Source organism: Novosphingobium sp. PhB57 (assembly GCF_004342985.1).
Taxonomy (GTDB): Bacteria; Pseudomonadota; Alphaproteobacteria; order Sphingomonadales; family Sphingomonadaceae; genus Novosphingobium.
This window is the reverse complement of record NZ_SMBO01000004.1, coordinates 141769-167844: the sequence shown is the minus strand read 5'-3', so window position 1 is coordinate 167844 and position 26076 is coordinate 141769. Positions and strand designations below refer to the sequence as shown.

Annotated in this window: 18 protein-coding genes; 8 read left to right on the top strand and 10 right to left on the bottom strand. The window is 64.3% G+C overall.

The genetic code is table 11. The features are described 5' to 3' along the window. Positions 1–64: 64 nt before the first annotated feature. The 6 genes from EDF58_RS14010 (at position 65) to EDF58_RS13985 (ending at position 9276) form a co-directional block, all read left to right on the top strand. Entirely contained in the window at positions 65–799 is a 735-nt protein-coding gene (locus EDF58_RS14010) for a FadR/GntR family transcriptional regulator (RefSeq protein WP_132266652.1), read from the top strand. Positions 800–877: 78 nt separating this feature from the next. Further along, positions 878–3736: a TonB-dependent receptor gene (locus EDF58_RS14005; RefSeq protein WP_132266649.1), complete on the top strand. Its 2859-nt coding sequence runs from the start codon at positions 878–880 to the stop codon at positions 3734–3736. 152 nt (positions 3737–3888) lie between these two features. Next, a complete protein-coding gene (locus tag EDF58_RS26640) occupies positions 3889–4014 on the top strand; it encodes a hypothetical protein (RefSeq protein ID WP_279388324.1) in 126 nt (41 codons plus the stop codon). Positions 4015–4036: 22 nt separating this feature from the next. Next, on the top strand, positions 4037–5179 hold the full coding sequence (locus EDF58_RS13995) for a glycoside hydrolase family 88 protein (RefSeq protein WP_243654258.1): 1143 nt from the start codon (positions 4037–4039) through the stop codon (positions 5177–5179). Between the two features lie 12 nt (positions 5180–5191). After that, entirely contained in the window at positions 5192–6028 is an 837-nt protein-coding gene (gene kduI, locus EDF58_RS13990) for a 5-dehydro-4-deoxy-D-glucuronate isomerase (RefSeq protein WP_132266643.1), read from the top strand. Between the two features lie 74 nt (positions 6029–6102). Next, positions 6103–9276 carry a glycoside hydrolase family 2 TIM barrel-domain containing protein gene (locus EDF58_RS13985; RefSeq protein WP_243654283.1) on the top strand — a complete coding sequence of 1058 codons (3174 nt, stop codon included), beginning with the start codon at positions 6103–6105 and terminating at the stop codon, positions 9274–9276. 103 nt (positions 9277–9379) lie between these two features. Here the strand turns inward: EDF58_RS13985 and EDF58_RS13980 are convergent, their stop codons facing one another. From EDF58_RS13980 to EDF58_RS13945, 8 genes are all read right to left on the bottom strand, one after another. Beyond that, a complete protein-coding gene (locus EDF58_RS13980) occupies positions 9380–10318 on the bottom strand; it encodes a metallophosphoesterase (protein ID WP_132266637.1) in 939 nt (312 codons plus the stop codon). An 80-nt stretch (positions 10319–10398) separates the two neighbouring features. Then, the gene (locus EDF58_RS13975) at positions 10399–12891 is read right to left on the bottom strand and encodes a TonB-dependent receptor (RefSeq protein ID WP_132266634.1); all 2493 of its coding nucleotides are present in this window, start codon (positions 12889–12891) and stop codon (positions 10399–10401) included. A gap of 106 nt (positions 12892–12997) precedes the next feature. After that, positions 12998–13954 carry a DUF4880 domain-containing protein gene (locus EDF58_RS13970; RefSeq protein WP_132266631.1) on the bottom strand — a complete coding sequence of 319 codons (957 nt, stop codon included), beginning with the start codon at positions 13952–13954 and terminating at the stop codon, positions 12998–13000. Further along, positions 13912–14484, bottom strand: a complete 573-nt coding sequence (locus EDF58_RS13965; protein WP_132266628.1) for an RNA polymerase sigma factor — start codon at positions 14482–14484, stop codon at positions 13912–13914. Before EDF58_RS13965 ends, EDF58_RS13970 begins: the two co-directional genes overlap by 43 nt. Positions 14485–14659: 175 nt before the next feature. Next, positions 14660–17074 (bottom strand): glycoside hydrolase family 2 TIM barrel-domain containing protein, encoded by a 2415-nt coding sequence (locus EDF58_RS13960; RefSeq protein WP_132266625.1) that lies wholly within the window; start codon positions 17072–17074, stop codon positions 14660–14662. Positions 17075–17263: 189 nt separating this feature from the next. Further along, on the bottom strand, positions 17264–18124 hold the full coding sequence (locus EDF58_RS13955) for a Na+-dependent transporter (protein ID WP_132266622.1): 861 nt from the start codon (positions 18122–18124) through the stop codon (positions 17264–17266). 176 nt (positions 18125–18300) lie between these two features. After that, complete coding sequence (locus EDF58_RS13950) at positions 18301–19701, bottom strand: DUF1254 domain-containing protein (RefSeq protein ID WP_132266619.1); 1401 nt, start codon at positions 19699–19701, stop codon at positions 18301–18303. After that, complete coding sequence (locus tag EDF58_RS13945; protein ID WP_132266616.1) at positions 19698–21095, bottom strand: DUF1254 domain-containing protein; 1398 nt, start codon at positions 21093–21095, stop codon at positions 19698–19700. Before EDF58_RS13945 ends, EDF58_RS13950 begins: the two co-directional genes overlap by 4 nt. Before the next feature lie 354 nt (positions 21096–21449). On the opposite strand from EDF58_RS13945, the gene EDF58_RS13940 reads away from it, so the two are divergent. Then, a complete protein-coding gene (locus EDF58_RS13940; RefSeq protein ID WP_165921418.1) occupies positions 21450–22094 on the top strand; it encodes a response regulator transcription factor in 645 nt (214 codons plus the stop codon). Between the two features lie 144 nt (positions 22095–22238). On the opposite strand, the gene EDF58_RS13935 is transcribed toward EDF58_RS13940, so the two are convergent. Further along, positions 22239–22646 carry a GFA family protein gene (locus EDF58_RS13935; protein WP_132266610.1) on the bottom strand — a complete coding sequence of 136 codons (408 nt, stop codon included), beginning with the start codon at positions 22644–22646 and terminating at the stop codon, positions 22239–22241. A gap of 109 nt (positions 22647–22755) precedes the next feature. Then, complete coding sequence (locus EDF58_RS13930; protein ID WP_165921417.1) at positions 22756–23310, bottom strand: TetR/AcrR family transcriptional regulator; 555 nt, start codon at positions 23308–23310, stop codon at positions 22756–22758. 231 nt (positions 23311–23541) lie between these two features. Here EDF58_RS13930 and EDF58_RS13925 point away from each other — a divergent pair, with 231 nt between their 5' ends. Continuing rightward, positions 23542–26061, top strand: a complete 2520-nt coding sequence (locus tag EDF58_RS13925) for a TonB-dependent receptor (RefSeq protein WP_132266605.1) — start codon at positions 23542–23544, stop codon at positions 26059–26061. Positions 26062–26076: the final 15 nt, after the last annotated feature.

Below are 26076 nucleotides of genomic sequence, written 5' to 3'. Positions count from 1 at the left end.
AGCGCTTCGTGTAGGAATGGAACCGTTCGGGAGGTTTTCTCCCGTCAACGACGAAAGACTGCCCATGGTGAAAGCCGCCTCCCTGGCCGATATCCTCTACGCGAAGCTGGAGGAGGAGATCATCTCCGGGGTCATTCCCGCCGGCTCCAAGCTGCCCGCCCAGAAGGACATCGCCGAGCGCGAGGAAGTGAGTCGGACCGTGGTGCGGGAAGCTGTGGCCCGGCTGGAGGCGCAGGGCTTTGCAGTCGCCCGGCAGGGGTCGGGTGTCTATGTCTCGGAAACGGCGCAGTACCGGGCCTTTCAGGTCACGAAAGAAGAGCTTTCCGAGCTTTCCGACGTCATCAAGCTACTGGAAATGCGGCAGGCGATCGAGGCTGAAATGGCCGGTCTGGCGGCGGCCCGGCGTACGCAGGCGGATATTGCCGAAATGCGCGCGGCTCTGCGACGCATGCGCGAGGTGGGTGACGATCCCGCCGCTTCGGCACAGGTCGATAGCGAGTTCCATCTGGCCATCGCCCGGGCGACGCAGAACGATTATTTCGTGCGATTCATCCAGTTCCTGGGCGTGAGGCTGGTTCCGCCGCGCAGTCTCTATCTGCGCGATCAGTCCGAAGACGTGCATCATGCCTATGTCGGCAAGGTCAGTGACGAGCACGAGGCCTTGCTGGAGGCCATCATTCGCATGGACATCGAGGGCGCCCGCCTGGCGGCACGGCTGCACATGCAGGAGAGTCTGATCAGGCACTCCGAACTGAGCGACGCTATCGCCAGCGGCAATGACGGATCGAGGCCTAAGTAGTCCGACAATTGACAAGCATTCAAAGTTATATGACAACTCTCTCATCGCGCGACGAATCGCGGATGAGGGAGGATGATCATGAGGGTGGTTACAGCCGCAGTCTCCACGGTGAGCGCTTTGGCATTTCTGGCAGCCTGCAACGCAGCCTCGGCGCAGGAGGCTGCCGCATCTCGTACCTCGGGTGAGGAGCCGAAAGCGGCGCCGGCAACCGAGGAAATTGTCGTCACCGGATTTCGCAAGAGTCTTCAGCAAGGGATCGAGCTGAAGCGCGAAGCCATCGGCGTGCGGGATTCCATCGTCGCGGAGGATATCGGCAAGTTCCCCGAGGCCAACGTCGCGGACTCGCTGCAGCGCATTCCCGGCGTGTTCCTGTCGAGGGACGGCGCCTCGAACGAAGGCCAGCGCATCAGCATCCGCGGTCTGGGCTCGGAATTCACCGTCACCACCATCAACAGCGCGCCCGTTCACACCACGTCATCGCAGAACGTCGGATCCTCGACGCGTGATTTCAACTACGACGTCTTTCCATCCGAACTGTTCGGCCGGGTGGACGTCTACAAGTCGCCGCTGGCCAACCTTGAGGAAGGCGGCATCGGCGGCAATGTCGACCTGCAGACGCCGCGTCCGTTCGACAGCGCGGGCCGGGTGATCCGCTATACCGCGCAGGCCAACTACAATACCCAGTCGAAGAAGTGGCAGCCGCGCGGATCGCTGCTGTTCAGCGATACCTGGGGCGATTTCGGCGTCCTGGTGGGCGCGGCCTATGCCAAGAACGTCAACGAGCGTTCGGGCTTCCAGTCGACCGGCGGCTACAATTCCTCCGCGATCGGGTCGCTGGCCTATCGAGGGCCGACGACCGTGGGCGGGCCTTTCCAGTTCCAGATGGACCTCGACAATCCGCTGGCGAACTATGGCGATCTGACCAGGGATCAGATCAACAACGCTTACTTGCCGCGCTTCTATCGGGTGTTCACATCCAACAATACACGCGAACGCATCGGCCTGGTGGGGTCTATCCAGTACAAGACCGATCGCCTGGACGTCAGCGTGGACGGCATATTCTCCGAACTGAAGGATGAGGCGGACGAATTCACCTTCGGCGCGGCAGTCCGCAATTCGCGCACGGTGCCCGGCACCACGAGTGCCCCCGGGGTCGGCACGAATTCGGGCATCATCCCGCTCGATGTGCATATCGACGAGTTCAACAATCTCTACGGCACCTTCGGCAACACCAGCTTCATCCAGGAAAGCTTCTTCCGAAACGCCCGCACCCGTTTCAAGTACGGCATCGTGCGCGCGGTCTACGACCTGACCGACACCATGAAACTGTCGGCGCAGGGCAATCTCAGCGACAGCAATGCGCGCTACACCGCCAATCGTATCACCAGCAATCTCTACGGGATCACCAGCACGTTCGACCCGACGGGCAACGTCACTTATCCCACGATCAGTTCGCCGGTCGATTTCACCGACCCCGCCAACTTCACCGCGCCGGGCCTCGGCTTCTCGCTCAATCGGGAGATCGACAAGGAAAAGACCGCTCGCGCGGTTCTGGACTGGGATCTGGTCGACGACGGTGATCGCACGTTCGCCGTCAAGCTGGGCGGCAGCTATGTGGACACCGGCAAGGAAATCTCGCAGCAGGACGGCAGCAGCATCGCCTCCGCCCAACTCGCCGGGATGGACGTGTTCTCCAACATGGACCCGTACATCCAGTTCGGCCAGATCCGCGACGGCGGTAACCCGGGCTATCCTTCGCAGTTTGCCACGTTCCCGCGCTCTTTCGTGATGGATGATCTGGATGCCAATGCCGCCAACGCGGCGGCGCCGGTCAATCTCAATGGCGCGTTCAAGGCCAACGAGATCGTCAAGACCGCGTTCTTCGAGGCCAACTTCACGCTGCCGGTCTTCGGCAAGGAACTGCGCGGCAACGTGGGCATGCGCTATTCCGACACCTCCACGATCATTCACAACTACCAGAGTGCCGGCGCCGGCGTGTTCCTGCCGCAGCGGCGCGAGGGCGGCTATGACAACTGGCTGCCATCGGCGAGCCTTGCCTATGACGTCACTGACAAGGTCGTCGTGCGTGCCTCGGCCGGCAAGACGATCACCCGCGCGGCACTGACGGCGATTGCCGGCGGCACTGTCGTGCCCAACGTGTTCAATGCCGACGTCACGGTGGGCAATCCGAACTTGCGCCCGCAGATGGCGACGCAATTCGACGCGGGCGTGGAATGGTACTTCGCGCCGGGCGGGCTGCTCAGCATCGGGGCCTTCAAGAAGGACATCGTCGACCGTGCGATGGCAGTGCAGGACTTCGTGACCTTCGGCTCGCTCGGCCTGCCGGACAGCGCCTTCAATGCCGTATCGCTGGGCTTCCCGGGCGGCGACATTCCCGACGATTTCCTCATCCGTCGGACCCAGTACGTCAATCAGGGCGAACTGAAGCTGAAGGGGCTGGAATTCGCCTATCAGCAGAACTTCACGTTCCTGCCCAAGCCGTTCGACGGGCTGGGCTTTACCGGAAGCCTGACCCTGATCGACCAGAAGGGCGACGACTTCGTCACGACGGAAGGTACCCGCGTGCCGATCCAGTTCGTGCCGAAGTATTCCTACAGCGCCACGGCGTTCTATGAAAAGGGACCCTTTGCGGTACGCGCTTCCTACAACTACCGCGCGAAGACGGGCATCACGTCGCAGAACACGGGGAACGACCAGATCCCCTACACGGCACCGCAGGGCTTCCTGGACGGCACGATCAGCTACAAGCTGAACGACATGATCGAACTGCGGATCGATGCGCTGAACATCACCAACGAGAACGTCTATATCTATTACTCCGACCCCGACGGCCCGAAGGGCAACGGTCAGTCGCGGCGCGACAACTCGTTCTTCAATGGCACGACCGTCTCTTTCGGCGTTCGCGGCAAATTCTGAGCCACTCCCGGCCGAGCGCCTGGGCGGAAATCCCGGGCGCTCTCTCTTTCGCGAGAGGATGACCATGCAGCAGGTGCCGCAAACCGTCGTGGAGGAGGGTGCAAGGGCACGCGTGTCGCAAAGTCGAATGCCCTCGCCGGGCCATCGCCGGAATGTCGATCGCCACGTTCGTCGGCACCGTTCTGCAATTGACCGGCAGCCATTCCTTGATCTTCATGGCGCCGGATGCGCCATTCTCATCGCCCTTGCGGCGCTTCACCTCATCAGCCCCCGCCTGACCCCGACAGGAGAACTCGCCTCGTGAATATCCGAAACCTGTTCCCCGCTGCACTGATCTGCGCGGCCTTCGCTACGCCCGCCCTTGCGGCGCCGACGGCACAGTCGCCCGTTGCGGCGGCGGTCAAGCTGGCCGACTGGCAGCTGGCCCATCTCGATGACCTGTCGCACATTCCCCGCGCCACGGAGGAGACCCGCAAGACCCGCGGGTGGGAGCAGGCCGTGTTCTGGGTGGGCATGACCGCGCTGGCCGATGCGGGCGCGCCGCCGCGCATTACCGAGGCGGTGCTGGCGATGGGCCGGCGCAACGCCTGGCGCCCGGGCGACAACCTCTATTTCGCCGACGATCAGGCCATCGCCCAGGCCTATGTCTGGGCGGCCGGCCACGGCGCGGGCGCGGCGGCGCTGGCACCGACGAAGGCGGCGTTCGACACGGTGGTGGACAAGCCGGCCGTCACCACGCTGGCCTTCGCCATCCCGCCCGAAGGCTATGGCGCGACCGAGTGCCTGAAGCGCTGGTGCTGGTGCGACGCGCTGTTCATGGCGCCGCCCGCCTTCGCCGAACTCTCCCGCCAGACCGGCGACGATCGCTACCTGAGGTTCGCGATGAAGGAGTTCTGGGCGACGACGGACTTCCTCTACGACCCGGCCGAGCAACTCTACTATCGCGACAGCCGTTTCTTCGAGCGGCGCGACAACGGCCGCAAGGTGTTCTGGGCGCGGGGCAACGGCTGGGTGTTCGGCGGCATGGCGCGGGTGATCCCGCTGCTTGGCGCCGGCAGCGCCGACCGCACCCGGATGGAGGCGCTGTTCAAGGACATGGCAGCGAAGGTGAAGAGCCTGCAGAAGCCGGACGGCTACTGGGCGCCCTCGCTCCTCGCGCCGGAAAATTCGCCGCCGGAGACCAGCGGCACGGCGTTCTATACTTACGGCCTTGCCTGGGGAATCAATCAGGGCCTCTTGCCAAGGGCCGAGTATGAACCCGCGGTGCGCAAGGGCTGGGCGGCGCTGGAACGAGCGATCCAGCCTGACGGCCGCCTCGGCTGGGTGCAGCAGGTGGGTGACCGGCCTGACCAGGTCCTGCCCAGCGATACCCAGTACTTCGGCGTCGGCGCCTTCCTGCTCGCCGCGACGGCAGTGGCGGAACTCGACCGCAAGCCGCGCTGACGGAGACGATCCTTGTTTGAAAAGACCTATTACGGGGTCCACCCCGCCATGATGCAGGGGGCAAGCAACGAAGACCTGCGCGAGCGCCATCTCGTCTCCGGCCTGTTCCGGCCGGGCGAGATCGTGCTGACTTACTCGCACGGTGAGCGTTTCATCATCGGCGGCGCGGTGCCGGGGCGCGAGCCGCTGGTATTGCCGTGCCAGAGCGAACCCGAAAGCGCCGCCGGGCACCCCCTGCTGGAACGCCGCGAGCTGGCGGTGGTCAACATCGGGGCGGGCGTGGGGGTGGTCACGGCCGGGGGGCAGCCGTTCTCGCTGGCGAAGCATGAGGCGCTTTACGTGCCGATGGGCACCGATGCGGTCAGTTTCGCGGGCGAGGGCGCGCGCTTCTATCTGCTGAGCGTGCCGGCACACGCTCCGTTTCCCTTGCGCAAGGTGGGCATGGGCGATGCCAATGTGATGCGGCGCGGCAGTCTGGAGAATTCCAACGAGCGCACGATCTACCAGCTGATCCTGCCGCATACCTGCCAGAGCGCGTCGATCTGCCTGGGTCTTACCCGGCTGGAGCCGGGAAGCGTGTGGAACACGATGCCGCCTCACGTCCATGAGCGCCGCTCTGAAATTTATCTCTATTTCGATCTGGATCAGGACGATCGGGTGTTCCACTACATGGGGCGGCCCGAAGACTTGCGCCATATCGTGATGGAGAACGAAGACGTGGTGATCTCTCCGCCTTGGTCGGTCCACATGGGCGCCGGGACGCAAAACTACAGCTTCATCTGGGCGATGGCGGGCGAGAACCTGGATTACGAGGACATGGACGTCCTCGACATCTGCCAGCTGCGATAACGGGAGGGAATCAGGTGTCTCGCATGGGGAAATGGCGCGCGGCGGCGGCCGGAATCGGATTTTTGACGGCCACCATGGCGCAGGCACAGGCGCCGCAAGTGCAGCCGGTGCAGGTCGACCCGTCCCGCCCGGACTGGGAAAATCCGGCGGTCAACGCCATCGGCAAGCTGCCTGCCCGGGCCACCGGATTCCCCTTCGAAAGCCGCGAACGCGCCATTGCCGGTCATCGCACCCATTCGTCCCGGTTCCTGTTGCTGAGCGGGGAGTGGAAATTCGCGCTCTCCCCCAGCGCCGATGCGCTGCCTGCGGGTTTCGAGCAGCCCGGCTATGACGTGTCCGACTGGAAATCGATCAAGGTTCCTGCCGACTGGCAGGCCGAAGGGTTCGACCAGCCGCGCTACAACAACATCACTTATCCCTTTCCCGCCAATCGGCCGCTGATCCCTCACGCGACCAATCCGGTCGGATCGTATCGCCGCGACGTGGAGGTTCCCGCGGGATGGAGCGGAGAGGACGTGATCCTGCACATCGGGGCGGCGGGATCGGCCTACTCTGTCTGGGTTAACGGCCGGAAGGTCGGCTACTCGGAAGACAGCAAGCTGCCCTCCGAATTCGATGTGACGGGCTTCGTCCATCCGGGCCGCAATACGGTGGCCATCCAGGTGTTCCGCTGGTCGGACGGATCCTATCTTGAGGATCAGGATTTCTGGCGCGTATCGGGCATCGAGCGCGAAGTGTTCCTGATGGCGGCGCCGAAGACGCGTATCCGCGACTTCTTCGTCCACGCCGGGCTGGACGACAGCTTTGCAACCGGCACGCTGGCGATCGACCTCGCGGTCACCCCCGGCGCCGCCACGAGCGCGCGCTACGTGCTGATGGACGGCGACCGAACGGTTCTGGAAGGGCGGCAGGCGGTCAGCGCCGGGCAGGCCGAGCGCAACGTCACGCTCACCGGCCGCTTGCCCGGCGTGAAGCCGTGGACGGCGGAAACGCCTCATCTCTATTTCCTGCTGGTCGAACTCTACGACGCCAGAGGGCGCATCCTCCAGTCCACTTATGCGCGCGTCGGTTTCCGCGATGTGGCGATCCGGGACGGTCTCGTCACCGTGAACGGCAAGCCGATCACCATCCGCGGCGTCAATCGGCACGAGCACGACCCGGAAACCTTCCACGTCGTGTCGCTGGAGTCGATGGAGCGCGATATCCAGCTGATGAAGCGCAACAATATCAATGCGATCCGCACGTCGCACTACCCCAACGATCCGCGTCTCTACGAACTTGCCGACCGCTATGGCCTCTATGTCATGGACGAGGCGAACCTCGAGAGCCATGCCTACATGGACTATGCCAACAAGCATCCGGAACGGCGGGCGGAATTCCAGCTTGGTTTCGATCCGGCGTGGAAAGACGCGCATGTCAGCCGCGCGGTGAACATGGTGGAGCGGGACAAGAACCACCCTTCGGTGATCTTCTGGTCGCTGGGGAACGAGGCGGGCATCGGCCCGAACTTCGCGGCGGCAGCGGCGGCGGTAAAGGCCCGCGATCCGGACCGGCTCATAAGTTACCTGGGCTGGGGCACCTGGGACGGGGTCAGCGACCATCGCCCCAACTGGTACGCGGACATCTACGCGCCGATGTACGATCCCGTTGAGAAGCTGGTCGACTATGCCAAAAACTGGAACTTCAAACAGCCGATGATCCAGTGCGAATATGGCCACATGATGGGCAATTCGGGCGGCAACCTGAAGGAATACTGGGACACGATCTACGCCTACCCGGAAAAGCTGCAAGGCGGCTTCCTCTGGGACTGGGTGGACCAGTCGATGTACCGCTATACCAAGGACGGGCGCCGATACTGGGGTGACGGCGGAGAATATGGCCCCAATCCGGGCGGCGATATCGAATTCGGCGACGGCTTGCTGCAATCGGATCGGACCCCCAATCCGGCATTGTTCGAAGTGCGCAAGGTCTATGCGCCGATCCAGTTCGACGGGTTCGATCCGGCGATCGGCCGGGTTACCGTGCGCAACCGGCACGATTTCACCGACCTTTCCGGTTACACCTTCGATTGGGAACTGCTGGAGAACGGCGTTGCCGCGGCGCATGGCACATTGCCGGCACCCAGCGTGGCGGCCCATCACGCCGGTATTCTCACCCTTCCGGTGGAGACGTTTCCGCGCCGCGCCGGGGCGGAGTATTTCGTGACCGTCCGCGCCCATGCCAAAGCGGGCAGCGTGCCGGCGGTCGCGGAGGGACAGGTGATCGGCTGGGAGCAGTTCGCGCTCGATCCGGGCGCGCGCGTCATGGCCTCAGCCGTGGCGGGGCCGGTGGTGACCTCGGAAAGAGGCGGGGTCATCGAACTCTCGGCGAGCGGCGCCAGCCTGATGGTCGATCGGGCCACCGGCCTGGTGCGATCCTATGCCCGAAACGGGCAAATGCTGGCCTCGGGCGGCACGCCCAATTTCTGGCGCGCGGTGACCGACAACGACATCGGCATCGGCACTGACCGCCAACTCGCCGTGTGGAAGGCCATGAGCCACGAACGCAAGCTGGTCGGCGTCACCTTGCGCGCGCTTGACGAAGGGGCGCGCGAAATTGCCGTGACCTACGAACTGGGCAAGGCAGACGCCCGTTTCGCGCTTCATTACCGCATGGCGGGGGATGGCTCTCTGGCGGTTTCGGGCGAGTTCACGCCGCTCAATACCGACCTGCCGCCGCCTTTCCGCGTAGGCCTGGAGTTCAGCCTGCCGACCGATCTGGATACGGTGGAATGGTACGGACGCGGGCCGCACGAGAGCTATGTGGATCGCAAGACCTCGGCCCCCATCGGTCTCTGGCGCGGCCCTCTGGCGGCGCAGAACCACGATTACATCCGCCCGCAGGAGACCGGAAACAAGGTCGACGTGCGCTGGATCGAAGTATCGGGCGCGGGCCGGGGGCTGAGGGTGGAGGGCGAGACGCCGATCATGGCGAATGCCCTGGCGTTCCCATACGAGGACCTCGACCGGCATGCCCCCGGAACGTGGAAATCCATCGATATCCGCCCGCACGATCATGGCACCCTGCTGATCGACGCGGCACAATGGGGCGTGGGCGGCGATACGCAGTGGAGCGAATTCGGCAAGCCCATGCTCCCCTATCGCACCCGCCTGGAACCCATGCGTTTCACGTTCCGGTTCAGCACGTTCGACGGCGCCGGAACCGCGCCGGACAGCGCAAAGCCGGCGAACAATGCCGAACATGAATGATGCGAGCGGCAGCAGGCGCGTTGGTTGCAGGGAGGATGGCCCGACAGGGCCGTTCGTCTAGGCGGCCGGTGACGCTGAGGCTCTGGCCGGGTGCGGGACATCCTCAGATCGGCACGTCTTCGCGATCGGGCGCGACGAAGCCGTAAGTGCGATACCTGCTGGTGAGGCTCTGCCCGTCGATCGTGATCTCGGTATAGCCTTCCGGCGTGCCGAGGAAGGCGCCGCGCCAGTCCGCGCCTGCCACGGCGCCGGTCGACAGGAAGCGCAGCCCGTTCAGGTCGATCTGCTCGTAGACATGGCTATGCCCCTGCAGCACGGCGAGAACGTTGTAGCCGCGCAAGATGCGCAGGACTTCGCGGCCGTTGACCACGAATGTCCAGTTGTGCGGGGTATCGAGCCAGGACTCGGGTTCATAGCACTGCATGGCCGTGACGAGGGGGATGTGCGTCACCACGACGATGCGCTGGCCATGGGGCAGGGCGGCAAGGTCGGCGCGGAGCCATTCGAGCTGTTCCTGATCGACGCGCCCTTCGTAGTTGCGGTCGGCGGTCAGCCCGATGGAATCCATCACGACGAAGTGAACGCCCTTGTGGTCGAAGGTGTAGTACCGCGGTCCGAAGCGATCGATGTAGAACTGCTTCCCGTAATCGCGCTCGTCCGGCGCCACACCGCTCTTGGGAAAGACGCCAAGGCAATCGTGGTTGCCCAGGACGTGGCGGACCGGCTTGCGCAGATGGGCTTTTTCGGTGCGTTGGTAGAGGTCCATCAGCATCGTGGCGCGTGCGCGGCCGGTTTCCAGGGCGTCCTCGACGTGATCGCCGCCGTGGATGACGAAGTCGCTATCGCTGGCGGAAATCTGCTCGAAACACATCGCACAGGCACGGTCTGCTTCCAGTTCCGGGCGGATGTGAGTGTCGCTGAGGAAGGCGAAGCTGAAGCGCTGGCCGCTGGAGTCCGGCTGGGCAGAGGCGGCGGCGGTGGCCACATCCAGGGGCATCAGGGAGGTGGCCAGAGCGACTTTCAGGAGATTGCGGCGGTCCATGCTGGTCCTTTCCGGGATGTGTTCGGGACGTGCCTCGCGCCGGGCGAGCGCACGTCCCGTTCAGGGCTTTGCGGCAGGGGTCAGAAATGCAGGCCGATGGTGGCGAAGACCTGCCGCGGTGCCGCCGGCTGGAGCGTGGTGTAAGTGCCAGCCGGATCCGAGGTCACGAAACCGGCCGTACCGGTAGAGGCGATGTAGCGCTTGTCGAACAGGTTGGTGACATTGACCTGGAAATCGATGGCGCTGCTGAGGCGATAGCCGGCGGAAAGGTTGACGTTGACCGCACCCGGCAGCACCGCGTCGTTGAGGTAGCTGTAATAGCGGCGGCTGCGGTAATGGGCGGAAAGCTGGCCCCAGAGCTTGCCGTCGTCGTAGTTCAGCTCCGCGCTGGCGACGTTCTTGGGCGAGGCGACGACCTGCTTGCCTTTCGTTGCGATCACCGCGCCGCCCTCGGGCTGCACGTTATCGTCATAGGTCGCATCGTTGTAGGCGTAGCTGCCGTAGAGCGACCAGTGCGGGGCGAACTTCCAGTTTGCCGCTGCCTCGACACCGCGCGAAGAAACGCTGCCGACGTTCTGGAGCACGTTCTGGTTGCCCACGATCGTCGCGCTGATCGAGGAGGCGAGCAGGCGATTGGTGAACTTCACATAGTAACCCGTGAGCGAGAGCTGCAGGGCACGATTGTGGAAGCGGTAGCCCGCCTCGAAAGTGTTGGTCATCTCCGGCTTCAGGTTGGCGCGGATATAGTCGAACCCGGCTTGCGAACTGCTGGAGAACGGTCCGCTGGAGGCAGAGGCGACGAAGGCGGCCATGTTGCGCGTGTAGTCGGCGAAGAATTCGCTGGTGTCGTCCAGTTGGTAAAGCAGTCCGGCCGTGGGCAGGAACCAGTTCTCGGCCTTGATCGAACCGTCGATCGGCTTGCTGCTGGTGATCGTGTTCGCGGTGCTCTTGGAGACGACGCCTTTCACTCCGGCGTTCAGGCGCAGCCGGTCAGTGGCCTGCCAGGTGTCGCCGATATCGAGCTGAACCGTGTCGGTGGCGAACTGGTAGTGCCAGTTGGTGGTGAAGGGATTGGTGTAGAACTTCTGGAAGTTCTTCGGTGTCACGCCTTCTTCCAGGCCGTAGAGGTAGGAGCCCTGCTCGAAGGCATTGTGCTCATACCAGATGCCGCCCTCGATCTTGTGGTCCCCGGCCTGGAACATCAGGCGCGAGATGCCGCCCTTGCGGTTGACGTTGTAGCGTAGCGCCGAGACGGAGATCGGCGAGCCGCCATAGGCCTCGGGCGTGGGGTCGTAGGGGTCGGCCCAGGTGCCGATGCCCTTGTCGAGATGGATGTAGGCGGTGGTGAAGCCGGAAAGACGCGGGCCCAACTGGTATTCGAGCTTCTCGTAAGCCAGCAGGTCGCGCCGCACGCCGCCGCCGTTGTAGACGGCATCGTCGGCATTCACGTAGGGCGCCGGAACCGTGCCGCCGTTCTGGACGATGCGGGCGAGATCCTCGGCCGTCTGGAAGCTCTCGATATTGTCGAAGTTCCAGCCGTACTGCTTGATCTTGGCCAGCGAGAGATCGTTATAATCGTCCTCGCGGCGGTCGATCAGGTTGAGAAAGGTGGTCGAGGTTACGGCATCGCCCAGCGGCTGCACGTATTTGGCGTTGAGCTGGTCCTGTTCCTGCTTGCCCCATCCGCGCCATTTGCCCTGCCGGTCATGCGCGTAGGAAATGGCGAGCCGTCCGCCCCATGCAAGGTCGCCGCTGTTCATCCGCACGAAGGAACGCCAGGAGTCCTCGCTGCCGTAGCTCTGCTGGAGGTCGAGCCCGAACTTCGCCGTGGGTTCGATGGAGGTGAAGTCGACCGTGCCGCCGATGTTGCTGGTGGACGCCGTTCCCAGCGCGCCGCTGCCCTGAGACAGCGTGGCGCCGCCGTTGTTCTCGCTGAGAAGCGCGCGGTTGATCGATAGGCCGTTGTTGTTGCGGTACTGCATGTTGCCCAGCGGCACGCCGTCCAGGGTATAGCCCATCTGGTCGGTAATGAAGCCGCGGATCGAGAGCTGCGTGGCGGCCTCGTAAGTTCCGTGCGCGTCCGAGGAATCGAAGTTCACGCCGGGCAGGCGGCCCAGCGAACGCAGCGGGGAGGTGCCGGCCGTCGTCTTCTCCATCGCTGCCACGGACACGGTCTGGACCTGGCGCGATTGTCCCTGTCCCAGGACGACGATGTCCTGGCCGGTGGCGCCCGCGTCCGCCACGGCCACAGGCGCGGCATCGCGTGTCTCGGTGGGCGAGACCTTGAGGGAGATCATGCTCGGGGTCTCGCTGGCCACGACCAGCCCCTGCCCGGCGATCAGGCGGCGCAGGGCCTCGGCGCGGGTGAAACGGCCGCGCAGCGCGGCGACCCGGCGATTGGCTACGGCGTCATAGGGAAACACCAGGTGCACGCCCGCCTGGTTGGCGAAGCGGTTGAGTGCGGTGGCCGTATCCGAGGCCTGGATGTCGAACTGGATCGGTGCCTGCTGCGCCAAGGCGGCAGCCGGCATCGCGGCCGCCACGATGGCGGTCGTCGTCAGATACTTGAACATGGAATTTCCCCGCTGGATGCGATTGTCGGGGCAAGGATGGATGGGGGCGAAAAAACCGCTATCCGGCGGGAGAAATTTTTTTCAGCGACCTGGGTCAGGGGGCGAGTCAGGCATGAGTGAGCACGATGTTTCCATCGGCCCCGGCAGTGGCCTTCACGCCGAAAGACGTGCGCAGTGCCTCCAGGAATTCGGTGGGATTGGTGGTGGCGAACGTGCCGCCGATGCGCAGGCGCGAGAGGTCGGGATCGCCGATGACGATCTTGCCGCGCAAGTACCGGTTCATTTCCGCCAGTGCGTAATCGAGGCTTTCGCCGTTCAGCACCAGCGTATCGCGGCGCCAGGCGGTGATGCGGGTGAGGTCTGACTCGCGCTGCCGTACATTTGCCTGCCCGGCCGTGGCCAGAGCGACGTCGCCGGGCTGGAAGGGGCGGGCCGCATCGCCCAGCGTACCGCTTCCCGAAAGCACCGCGAGTTCGCAGCTGGAGCCGCGAAGGCGGGCGTTGTAGTCGCCCGGCGCCAGATGGAATGTCCCGCCCGGCGTCATCAGGCTGAGCCGCCGACCCGGATCGAGCTGGATGCCGATCTCTCCGCGCTCCAGCCAGAGCCGGGGTGACTTGCCGTCTTTCCAGTAGATGCTGCTGTCGGTGTTGAGGTTCACCGAGAGGCCCGGCACCTCGGATATCGCGCGGCGCTCTCCGATCCGGGTCTCGGCGCTGTTGCGGGCGGCCGCTCGCATGGCGAACCCGCCGCCTGCAAGGGCCATCGCGCCCGCCGCCGCGGCGATGCGCAGCATGCGCCGGCGGGTCGGTTGCTCGTCCGGGGCAGGCGCGGGCGCATCGTCCGGCACCGCTGGCTTGGGATCGCCGGAAATCCGCGCCAGTTCGCTCATGTCCCGCCAGGTGCTCGCCACTTCGGCGAACGCGACGGCATGACGCACGTCTTCCGCCCGCCACGCCTCGAACGCGCGCCGGTCGGCCGTTCCGGCGTCGAGCGAAGCCAGCCACCCGGCCGCGATGTCGGTCAGGTCAGCGGCTGGTTCAGGGATTTCGGAACGGTCGGACACAGTTCCTCCGCTTGGGCGACACGCTCGCGGCGTGCCTTCGTGATGAGGGAAAGCCCCTTAGCGATATGCTTTTCAACGGTCGATAGCGATATGCAAAGTTCTTCGGCGATGCGCGGCGGCGACATCTGCTGGATCTTGCGCATGTGCAGCACCCGCCCGCACTGGGGCGGCAGTTCCTCGATCAGGCGCAGGAGAAGCTGCAGTTCGGACCGTCCGGAGCTGACGGCGAAGGCGTCGGGCGACGGGTCGGCCACGTCCAGCATGTCGAGCGAGGCGAGAAAGTCGATCCGCACCACGTTGGCCCGGCGAAGCCGCTCCAGGGCGAGATTGCGGACCACGGTGAGCACGAAGCCGCGCGGCGAGGCGATGTCCCGGTAGTCGGGCGCGGCGAGCACGCGTGCATAGGCTTCCTGAACCAGGTCGTCCGCCTCGTCCCGGCCGCAGAAGTGTGCGGCTCTGGCGCGATAGGCCGCTGCGTGAGGCAGCACTTCGACCATGAACCACCGGTCGATTTCACGTAGCCAGCTCAAGGCGCACTCCGGATTGCTGGAGGCGCCCTAGGCGGCGGGTCTTACAGTTATGCGTCACCTGAGGCGATTTTCGTCGGCTCTCGCTCAACGCACCTGGATTGCGGCCGGTGATGACCGTGCATGGCGACAGTCCTCGGCAATGCCGAGGGCAGAGCTGTTCGCCTTTATCCCGTCGTCATTCGGTTGCGGACAGATCGACGGAGCCGCCTTTCAGGCCCTCTGCCGTGGCGGTCACGGTGAAGCGGCCTCGGCCCGCACCTCGCACCAGAGCGACGGCCAGGCCGTCCTGTGCCGTGCGGTCGGGTGAAGGGAAGGGCGTATGATCGACCGAGGAGCCGTTGTCGGTTGCGATCAGCTGCCCTTTGCCTTTGACCGCGAAATGCAGGCGCTGGGCGGCGGAAGGCACGGTGACGCCGTTCGCATCGACAACCCGCGCGCGAACGTAGACCATGTCGTCAAACGTGGAGCCGACGGTCGGCGTATCCGGCGTCAACGCGATGCGAACCGGCTTGCCCGCTGTCCGCAAACTGTCGGATACGGCCGCGCTGCCGGCATCGCGGCAGGTGGCCCGCACTTCGCCCGGCGCATAGCGCACGGCCCAGCGCCGCGGAGAAGCATCGGCATTGATCGGCAGCGTGCCGAGCGAATGGCCGTTGAGGAAGGCCTCGACCTGCCGGCAATTGCTGTAGACCTCGATCGTTTCGTCATGCGGCGTGCGATCCTGCGGCGTCCAGTCGTCGAACAGCGCGACTTTGGGCTTGGGCGTCGCGACGGCGATCATGGTGGGCAGGACAGGCTGGTTCGGACCGCCCGCACCATCGGTAGACGGGCCAGCCGCCGCCGGATCGGCATTGCGCACGACATGCACCACCGGCCGGTCGGACCACCAGCTTTCGCGCTCCATGCCGCTGATCTTCTGCCGCCCGGTGCGATCAAGCAGCCCGGCCGGGTTCTGGATATTGGGCCAGCCGGACCGGTTCGCCTCGCCCAGATAGTCCACGCCGGTCCAGAGGAACATGCCGGAGAAGGGCGCGTAGTCCCGCACGGGCACCCAGTTGCTGCGGTTATGGGCGTTCTCGGTGCCGACGATGCTGCGCTTCGGATTCTGCTTGCTGGCCGCGATCAGCTCGTTTTCGCGGTAGTTCTGGCCCACCACATCCAGCATGTCGGCCAGGCCGTTGTCATAGTCCTTCGTCACGTTCGGGCGGAACAGCGCCATCGTTACCGGGCGCGAGGGATCGGCGGCATGGACGATGTCGAGGATACTGCGCAGCGCTGCCTTGGCCTGCACCGGATAGGCGGTGTCATGGATCTCGTTGCCGGCGCTCCAGAGCACGATGCTGGGGTGGTTGCGGTCCCTGCGCACCATGTCCAGCGTATCGCGCTTGTGCCAGTCTCCGAAGAAGAGGTGATAGTCCTCCGGCGTCTTGGCGACGTTCCACTGGTCGAACAGCTCATCCATCACGATCAGCCCCAGCTCGTCGGCCAGGTCGAGGAATTCGGGGCTGGGCACGTTATGGGCAGTGCGGATCGCGTTGACGCCCTCGGCCTTGAGCGTGGTCAGCCGCTGGCGCCACACGGCAAGCGGCACGGCGGCCCCCACCGCGCCGCCGTCATGATGCAGCGCAACGCCTTTCAGCTTGAAGTTGCGGCCGTTCAGCCAGAAGCCGGTTGCGGGATCGAACCGGGCTTCGCGTATGCCGAAGCGGACATCCTCATTGTCCAGCAGCGTGCCGTCGGCGGAGAGCACGCGGACGGCGGCGCGATAGAGCGCGGGATCGTTCGTGTCCCAGCGGCGCGGACGGGACAGGGCGATCCGGACCGGCAGGATACTGGTCCGCCCGGCGGCGATGCTGGTGGCCGGAGTGACGGTCCGTGCGACTTCGTGCCCCTCGGGGTCGGTCAGCAGCAGTTCGACCTTCACCCCGGCCGCGGCCGGGCTGTCGTTCTGCACTTCGGCGGTGGCTTCGATCGTTGCCTGGTCATCGCCGATGGCTGCCGCGCGCACATAAAGGCCGCCCTGCGGGATATGCACGTCATCCGTCTCGATCAGGCGGACGTGGCGGTAGAGACCCGACCCGGTGTACCAGCGCGATGAGGGGGCGGCGGAGGTGTCGGACCGCGCGGCGATCACGTTGGGTCCATCCGTGCGCAGATGGCGTGTTATGTCGTAGCGCTGGCCGACATAACCCATCGGGCGATAGCCGACGTGGTGGCCGTTCACCCAGACGCCGCTGCGCTCCATGATGCCGTCGAATTCCATGAAATAGCGTCGTCCGGGCCGGGGCTGCAGATCCAGCGTCCTGCGATACCAGGCGACACCGCTCGGCAGGAAGCCGTTCTCGCCTGCGGCCTTGGCATTGGGATCGAACGGACCGGCAATGGCCCAGTCATGCGGAACGCTGACGACCCGCCAGGATGAATCGTCCAGCGTGGTCGTTTCCGCGCCTTCCGGATCGGCCTGGATGAAGCGCCAGCCATCGGGGAGTGGGGTGACCGCACGCGGCGCGGCCTGAGCTGCGCCGATCGACGCCAAGGCTGTCGTCAGCGCATAGAATATCGCCCTGCTGCCCGTCTTGCGCACCCGCATGTCCTCTCCTGCCGTGGCTTATTCTCCTTGGCCTAAATGAAATCCCGCTATTTGCAATAAGGTTTCATCATGCGGCAATGGAGGGCTTGGCCAAGCCATTGGAGGAGGGCAGTCGAGGCAGGGTTACTATCAAGGCGATGACAAGCTGCGGGCTGATCGAGATGCCCACGGCACCCCGGTACCGGCCACTCAGGCGGAGGGATTTGCCGTGGCTTTTCCCAGCAGGTGCAGCAGGGGCATGGAGAGCACGGCGCTCAGGATGAAGAACAGCAGGATAGCGGCAGGCGCGAGCTTCTCGTCAGGGAAGTTCACTGCCGCGATGCCCATGGCGATGCCTGGATGGCGCGCTGCGGCGGCGAGCGAGAGGGCTGCCCTGTCTTCCGGCGTGGGTCCGGCCAGGAGGTAGCCCGCCGCCAGTCCGGCCAGGATCATGGCAACGATCGCCACGATCGTCCCGTCGCCCATCACGGCCCAGAGCGCCGGGGCAATGACGAAGAGCAGCACGAGCGCGCAGGCGGCCAGCAGCAGCAAGGCGAAATGGCCGAGTGCGGAGGCGATAGTGCGGGCACTCTCCCCGAACAGGCGCTGGGCGAGGAGCCCCAGGGCCAGCGGCACGGCGATGAGCATTCCCAGCGTCTTGACGATGCCCGGCACCGACACATGAGTCTCGATCCCGAAGACGTGGCCCGCCAGCGCGATGCCTATCGGCGCGGCGACAAGCGAGGCGAGCGAGGCGCCCACCATCAGGCCCGTGGTGTAGGACGCGGCGCCTCCGGCCTTGATCTGCTTTTTCGGCAGCAGCGGGGGCACCGGCGAGAACGCGAGCGCGATGAGGGCGATTTCCACCGCCGGTTTCAGCTCGAAGGCATAGGCGATGAAGATGGCCACCGCAGGCACCACCACGAACATCGCGATGAACGCCCGCAGTCCCAGCCGCCATTCGCGGAAGAGGTAGAACACGTCGGCCGCCCGCGCGCGCAGCGCCAGGGCCAGAACGCTCAGGAAGATGCTGGCCACCAGCGCCAGCTTCAGGGCACTGAGCAGGGTCATTGCTTGCGCAGGAGGATTTTCATCTCTGCCTCATGATCGATCGCGGCCGCGCCGCTGACATCCACGGGATCCGTGCTGGGTGCCGAGAAGAGTGCGCAGCGGCCGCGGCGACCGGGTATCGGGAGAACACTCCAGATCGGCGGGATATTTTCCCAAGACATGTGCCGCGCCCGGCGTCACGACGCGGTGATGTCCGGCAGCTTCCAACTGGCGTCGAAATAGGGCTGCAGCGGTGCATAGAGCCGGAAATAGGCGAACCAGGCGCGGCCGGGGGCGGTGGGGATCCAGTTGCTTTCGGGAGACCCGGTCGGCGGCTCAGGCGCGAAGACCAGGGTGACCGAACCGTCCGGATCGGCGGCCAGATGGCTGCGCGATCCGATTTCGGCCTTGTCGTATTTCGTGTCGATGAAGCAGCGCGTCTCGATATCGTAGAGCGCGACCGACCACCACTGGCCGGCGGGCACTTCCGGGGGAACGCGCAGCGAATAAGCCTTGCCGCCATCGAACCACTGGCCCTGGGCGTCGCGATAGGCGGAAAGATAGGCCTGGCCCTCGCCCGGCGTGTGAGTGGTCATCCCCTCCGACAGGCCCACCGCCTCGTAAAACCACGAGGCGCGCTCATCGAGCTGCGAATAGAACTCGGCCTGCTGGCTCATGCCGACGTTCACCGCACGGTCCCAATGCCCGGCATAGCGCGCGGTTTCGAAGCGCTTGTCGAACGAATTGGCCATCGCCATCAACTGGCCGATCTGCGCTCCGTCCGTGAGGGCGCGGACCTGATCGGCCGCCGGATGGAAGGGCTTGTCCTTCTCGATGCCCAGCGGCTTGAGCATCGCCATGAACAGCCGGTCCTCCTCCTTCACCGGCTCCACCTGAAGGATTTCGTGCAGGCGCTGCCAATAGGCCATGCCGGTAGGCTGGGTGCCGCTCCAGGGCCGGCCATCGGGCGTGACGATGCGGGTCTTGCGCGGGTTTGCGGCCTCGCTCGCCGGATAGACCTGATAGGCGTGCAGGATGCGGTCCGCCTCGACAGGGTCGGTGGTGAGGATGCGGAAGGCATGGAAAACGTTGAACGTCTGGCTCCGGACGACGAAATCGGCTTCCACGCCGGCAGGCGCTTCCTGCCCCGGACCGAGCAGGAGGTAGCGGCCGCCCTTGCCCTTGTCGGGGCCGGTCAGGCCGAAATCGCTGCTGGAATGCTCCCAGAAATCGCCGGCGCCGCCCGCCGTTTCCCCGGCCGGAAAGTCCACGATCAAGGGACCGGTCTTCGCGGTATCGGCAAAGCCCAGGACATAAGGCGTGGTGGCATTGGCCGTGATCAGCCCGAGCTTGTCGCGCACCGAGACATATTGGACGACATCGCCGTCCCTCGCGCCGAACACGGTCTCATGCTGGTTCTGCCACTGGGCATAGCTGACGATCGGCAGCGCCCAGAGATAGCATTGGCAGGCGCGCTGGAAATCGCGCTGGGCATAGAGCGTGTCGATCGCCGCCTGGTCCGGCAATCCCTGGCGGTCGAGCGAGAGCGCGCCGATGCGGGTTTCCGTGGCGGTATAGCCGTCCGGGATCTTGCTCATCGTACGGATACCTTTTCGATGTCGGGCAGTACCCATGTCTTTTCGAAGAACCGCTTTTGCGGGCCATAGAGACGGAACAGCACTTCAAAGCCGCGGCCGGGCCGGGTGGGGACCCAGTTGGCCTCCTTGCCTGCGGGCGCCTCGGGGCCGAAGAACAGGGTGACCGATCCGTCGGCATCGCTGCCGATGCCGTGGCTGCTCGATGCGCGGCTGGCGCGCGGCACGCCCTGGATGAGCGCATGGGTCTCGCGGTCGTAGGCGGTGGCCGACCAGTAGAGATCGACCGGGGCGTCTGCCGGTACTTGCAGTGTGTAATGCGCCTCGCCATCCAGCGGCTCGCCATCCCGGTCGCGGATCGCCATGAGATAGAACTGCCCGGCGCCGAGATGCTTGGCGCTGAAATAGGCCATCGAATACGTCACGCCCCGGCCGTCGACCGGATAGGAATCGGGATCGGCGAAAAAGCTGGGCATGCCCTCCACGACTTCCTTCAGCGCAGGCAGGGACCATCGCCCGCCGGTATAGAAGGGCGGATCGAACGCGGCCTCGTAAAGCCCGTCCAGGCAGGCCAACGCCTCGTCGGCGGCTTTGTCAAGCAGGTCGGCGGTGTCGGCGTCCGGCGCGAAGGCGGCGCCCTTGGCAATGCCCAGCGAGCGGAGCGGATCGATCATCGCCTTGTCGCGCGTGAGCCAGGGTTCCCGATCCACTATGCGGGCGAGCGAATGGAAGAACCGGGCGTCATAGGGGATCGTGGCGTCGAAGGGGATGCCCGCCAGGTCAACGAACCGGGTCTTCGGCGGGTTTCCGGCGTCTGCCAGCGGATAGAAGCGGATGCGCCGCCCATAGGCAACGGCCCCGGCGACATCCGCCTCGCCGCTGCTCTTGACGTTGGAGCGAAGTATGGCGAAGCCTTGATAGGTATCCGAGCGGAGCGCGATATAGCCTTCGGGCACGGTGCCTTCATGATCCGGCGGCAGGATCAGGTATTTGCCGCCCTTGCCTTTGTCGAACCCCGCCGGGCCGACATCCTCGATCGCATTCTGCCAGCAATCGTCCACGCTGCCGGTGATCGAACCGCCTTCGGCCGGCGGAATTTCCAGCACCATCGGCCCATCCCGCGTGTCGTAGAAGGGGTTGAGGTAGATCGTGTCGGGGTTCGGCGTCAGGGTCTGGTTTTTGTCATCGAGCAGTCTGGACCAATAGGCCACCTGGTTCGCCGCGCCGCCTGCCGCGATGAAGGCCTGGAGCATCAGGTCGAAATTCACCGCGGGCATGCCCCAGATCACCGCCTCGACCGCGCGGCGATAGACGGTTCGCCGAGCGATTTCCTTCGGCGAGTAAGCCGCGGCCGGCTCGCCGAGAGCCTTGCGCGACGCGACATTGTTTTCTGACATGCCTGCGCTCCATTGGAAAACGCCAGCCTATTGGGAACGGTTCGGCATTGTATCCGGGAAGACCCTTGCAAATTCCGGCGGTATCCGGGGCCTGGCCCTGATCTTCGTGGAACTTCGCGGTCACGCAGTGGGGCGAGGACAGGGAGGCGGCTCATCGGTTTCGATGCCGATAGCCATTTTCTCTAAATCCGTCCTTTGCCTGCAATCTTTACCTTGTACATCAAAGACAACCAGCTATCGGGGTTTTTCCGGATAGAGAAACCTTACTCCACTCTCCTAGGTAATATCCCTAGAGAATCGGGGTCGCCAATAATCATCCCTAGTTTTGCAACTCGCGATATGACGAGGTGGATTATGGCGACGAAGCTATCGAGCGTGATGGTCGTCGATCAGCAGGAAGTTTTTCGTTTAGGCGTGAAGACTCTGCTTGAATGCAAGGAGCAATGGAAAGTCGTTGCCGATGCAGCGGATGGCCGGGAAGCCCTGAATTTGGCGGCAACGGTTCAGCCCGATCTGGTGATCCTTGATCACACTCTGCCCTCGCTCAACGGCATCGATCTCTCGCGATGCCTGCGGGAGAGATTGCCGGCGCTGAACATCATATTGTTTACATCGTTCATCACCGACGATCTGGTGATGGACTATATCAGCGCCGGCGTGCGCGCGATCGTGCTCAAGACCGACAGCTTCGATCAACTCGTTGCCGCGGCCCGCAACGTTCAGCTCGGTAAGGCCTATATTTCCTCATCCATGTCCGAATTCGTGGCGGAAAAGCTCTTCCAGCCTGTAAATCTCCGACAGCAGACACTGACCTGCCGCGAGCGGCAGGTGGTCCAGCTCGTCGCCGAAGGGCAGATGAACAAGCAAGTCGCCCATATCCTGGGTGTGAGCGCCAAGACCGTCGAAACCCACCGCGCAGCTGCGATGAACAAGCTGAACTTCGTTTCGGTATCCCAGCTGGTTCGATACGCGGTCAGGAACAACCTGGTTTCGATATAGAAATACGAAAATCGATGGCTTGATCGGCGTCGCGATTTCGGCGCAGCGAAGAGGTGTCCGGATTGTCCCGGGCGCCCCCCGCTACAGCATCGGCGACATTCCCGAGCCATCATCCCGGTTCGTGCAGAGGGGCGGGGGTGGCGGCTACTCCGGCAGGCCGGCCAGTCTTGGAACATCGGCCATCCGGTCCTCCCAGCTTGCCCGGCTGGAGAGGCAGATATGGGCATCCGGGGAGATGACGACTTCGTCATCGAGGCACCCCGCGGGCACTACGAGCAAGGCGCCGTCCATCTGGACGTTCGGCAGGCCGGATCCGCAGATCGCGCAGAAGCTCCTGGCATGGCGGGTTCCGGGAATGCGATAGTGCACGATCCGATCGTTTCCGCCATGCCACACTATTGTTGCCTTTGACGAAAACAGGTTCGATGCATGCGCTGACCCCGTGTCCTTTCGGCAGCGACTGCAGTGGCAGAGATAGAAGTTCTCGAAAGGCCCGTGGATGGCGAACCGGACCGCGCCGCATTGACAGGAACCGGATGTCACTGACGTCATCGCTGTCTCTCCATTCGGTCGGGAGTTCGAAAGGCACGGCATAATGTGTCAGAGCATGCCGGAGAAGGCGATCCCCCGAGGATCCTCCCGCCAGTCTGCCAGCTCCCGCTCATTTCCGGGGTTGGGAAAGCGCCGCCACCATGTCCAGAAGCATCTCGGCGAGTGTGACGGGGCTGAGGCGTTCGGCTTCGGGCTGGTGAAGCCACCACGAAATCGTCTCCACGATCAATGTCACCGTGCAGACCGCCGCCAGATCGGCAGGCAGCCGGGTTTCGCTCAGCCCGCCCTTGCTGACCAGCGCGCGGGACACGGCGAGCAGTTCCTCGCGCATCGCGCCCGCCGCGCCCCCGTTCAGCAGAGCCGTCCACAATGCGCTGCGTTCTTCGACGTAGAGGCAAAGCGCTGTAAAACCTGCTAAATTATGACCGACCGGCAACGTCATGGCGACAAGCCGGTCGATTTGCTCCCGCGCGATCTGATCCAGAAGTGCTTCTTTGCTTTCGTATCGACGAAAGAATGTTGCCTTGTGAATTCCGGCCGTCCGACAGATTTCGACGATCGTGATCTGGTCGAACGGACTTTGAATCAAGAGAGTCAGCAGCGCTTGTTCCAGCGCCTCGTCCGTGCGGGCCAGGCGTGGGTCTTTCCGGGTTGACGACGTCATTAGCACCTCGTTATGCGACCAGTAGTCGCAAAGCGACAATGAGTCGCATAGACGACTCATGTGGGGAGAGAAAGGGAACTTCGGGAATTTCCGATGGGACGTCTCGATTGACGTCGCAGCGGCACGATCCGCGGCGCATGGCCGCCCGGGAAAATGCAGATTCCAGAAGGGACGAGACCGGCCAAGACTGGTGAGCACACCGATAAAAAACAAAACGGGATGGGATCACTGATGACAAAGAAGCGCTATTTCGCATTGATAGCTTCCACTTCGCTCGCCTCGGTGCTGGCACCCAAGGCCGGCGCTCAGGAGGCCGCGGGCCGGAACGTCTCCACCGCGAATGCAGATATCATCGTCACCGCCCGCCGGGTGGAGGAGCGTTTGCAGGACGTTCCCATCTCGATCACCGTTTTCAATCAGCAGGAGATCTCCCGGGCCAACATCGTCAATGCGGAGGACCTGGCCAAACTCACGCCCTCCCTGTCAGCGAATACCAGTTTCGGCAGCGAGAATTCCACCTTCGCCATTCGCGGCTTCGTTCAGGATATCGGCACCGCGCCGTCGGTGGGCAACTATTTCGCGGATGTGGTGGCGCCGCGCGGCGGCAGTCCCAGCATTCCATCGGGGGACGGCGCGGGGCCGGGCAGCTTCTTCGATCTGCAGAACGTGCAGGTGCTGAAAGGGCCGCAGGGAACGCTCTTCGGCCGCAACACCACCGGCGGTGCGGTGCTGCTCGTGCCGCAAAAGCCCACTTCCGCTTTCGAGGGCTATGTCGAGGGCACTCTGGGCAATTACGACCAGCGGCGTTTGCAGGCCGTGGTCAACATCCCCGTGGCGGAAACCTTCCGGGTGAGGCTGGGCGTGGACCGGCAGAAGCGGGACGGCTGGCTGCGCAACACCAGCGGCATCGGGCCATCCCGCTTCAACGACATCGACTATCTGGCGGCCCGCGCCAGCATCGTGGCGGACCTGACTCCGAACCTCGAAAACTACATGATCGCCTCCTACACCAAGTCGGACACGAGCGGCCCGCTCCAGAAGCTGATCGCCTGCAACCCCGGCGTTGCGCTTGGCGATTTCGCCTGCGCCCAGCTTGCGGATGCCGAGGCCAAGGCCGAGGGCTTCTATACGGCGCGAAGCGATGTGGAGGGTGCCAAGTCCAAGACCGAGACCTGGCAGGTCATCAATACGACCACATGGCAGGCATCGGACCACCTGACGGTCAAGAACATCGCCAGCTATGCCCAGTTGAAGCAGACGCTGCGCTCCGCGCTGTTCGGCACCCAGTTCTCCACCCCGGCAATCCCCGGCTTCCTGCCCAGCGTACCGTTCAACTTCGCAACCGTGATCCCGGCGCCCAATGCAAAGGGGCTCAGCAATCAATCGACCTTCACTGAAGAATTCCAGTTGCAGGGCAATTCGGGCGACGGGCGGCTCACCTGGCAGGCCGGCGTCTACTACGAGCGATCGGCGCCGCTGAGCCTGACCGGATCGCAGTCTCCCAACACGATCAACTGCACGGATATCGCGCAGTTGCAGTGTACGGACATTCTCGGCTTCCTGGCGAACCTCAATCCGAACGTGACGCCGCTGGTGGTGGCGGGGATCATTCCGCCGATCCAGGCCGGCAGCGTCAACTACACCGTGGGCCGCCTTACCACGCGCAGCATCGGCACATATGCGCAGGCCAATTATGCGCTGACCGATCAGCTCAAGCTGACCGCAGGCATCCGCTACACCTGGGATCGGCAGCAGAGCGACACCGCGCAAATCAGCTACCTGTTCCCCACTTTCCCGGTGCCGGTCGGACCGCCGACCGCCAGTTGCACGCGGGGTAACACCAGCCTTCCCGATTGCGCGCTGCAGCTCTCGCAGAAATCCTCGGCGCCGACCTGGCTGGTCGGGCTGGATTTCAAGCCGGTGGAAGACCTGCTGCTCTACGCCAAGTACGCGCGCGGTTACCGCACGGGCGGCATCAAGTCAGACGCGCCGGTCGCCTTCTCGGTATTCCGTCCCGAAAAAGTCGATGCTTACGAGATCGGCCTGAAGTCCAGCTTCCGCGGCCCGGTGAGAGGCAACTTCAACGTCGCTGCGTTCTACAACGATTTCTCCGATCAGCAGCTTCAGGTCGGCTTCGCGGACAATCCCGCCGTCAACGGCGGCGTATCCGCCACGGCAGGCCCGGTGAACGCGGGCCGCTCGCGCATCTATGGCGTGGAAGTGGAAGCGGGCCTCAATCCGTTCGACGGCCTGTCGCTCAACGCGAGCTACGCCTACCTCAATACCAGGATCAAGTCGGTCGATCTTCCGCAGCTGCCCCCGACAGACCCCTACATCGTTTCCTCCACCGTGCTGCCCGGGGACCAGCTGGCCCTGGCGCCCAAGCACAAGGTGGTCCTGGCGGCGAACTACATGCTGCCACTGGGCGAGGGCGTGGGCGCTGTTTCGGTGGGCGCGACGTACAGCCACACCGGCAAGCAGCGGGTCAATTACGCCGCGCGCGATGCCGCCAGCATCGCCGCCAACGGCGGGCGGGATATCGGCGTGCTTGCGCCCATCGACCTGCTCAACCTGAATTTCGATTGGCGCCGGATCGCCGGGTCGCCGGTCGACTTGTCGCTCTTCATGACCAACGTGACGAAGGAGCGTTACTACACCTTCACCCCGGGGCTGTTCGCAGTGGCCGGGTTCGAGGTGGCGAACCTGGGCGAGCCGCAAACGTACGGCGCGCGTCTCCGGTACAGCTTCTAGTCCGGTGGAGGGCGG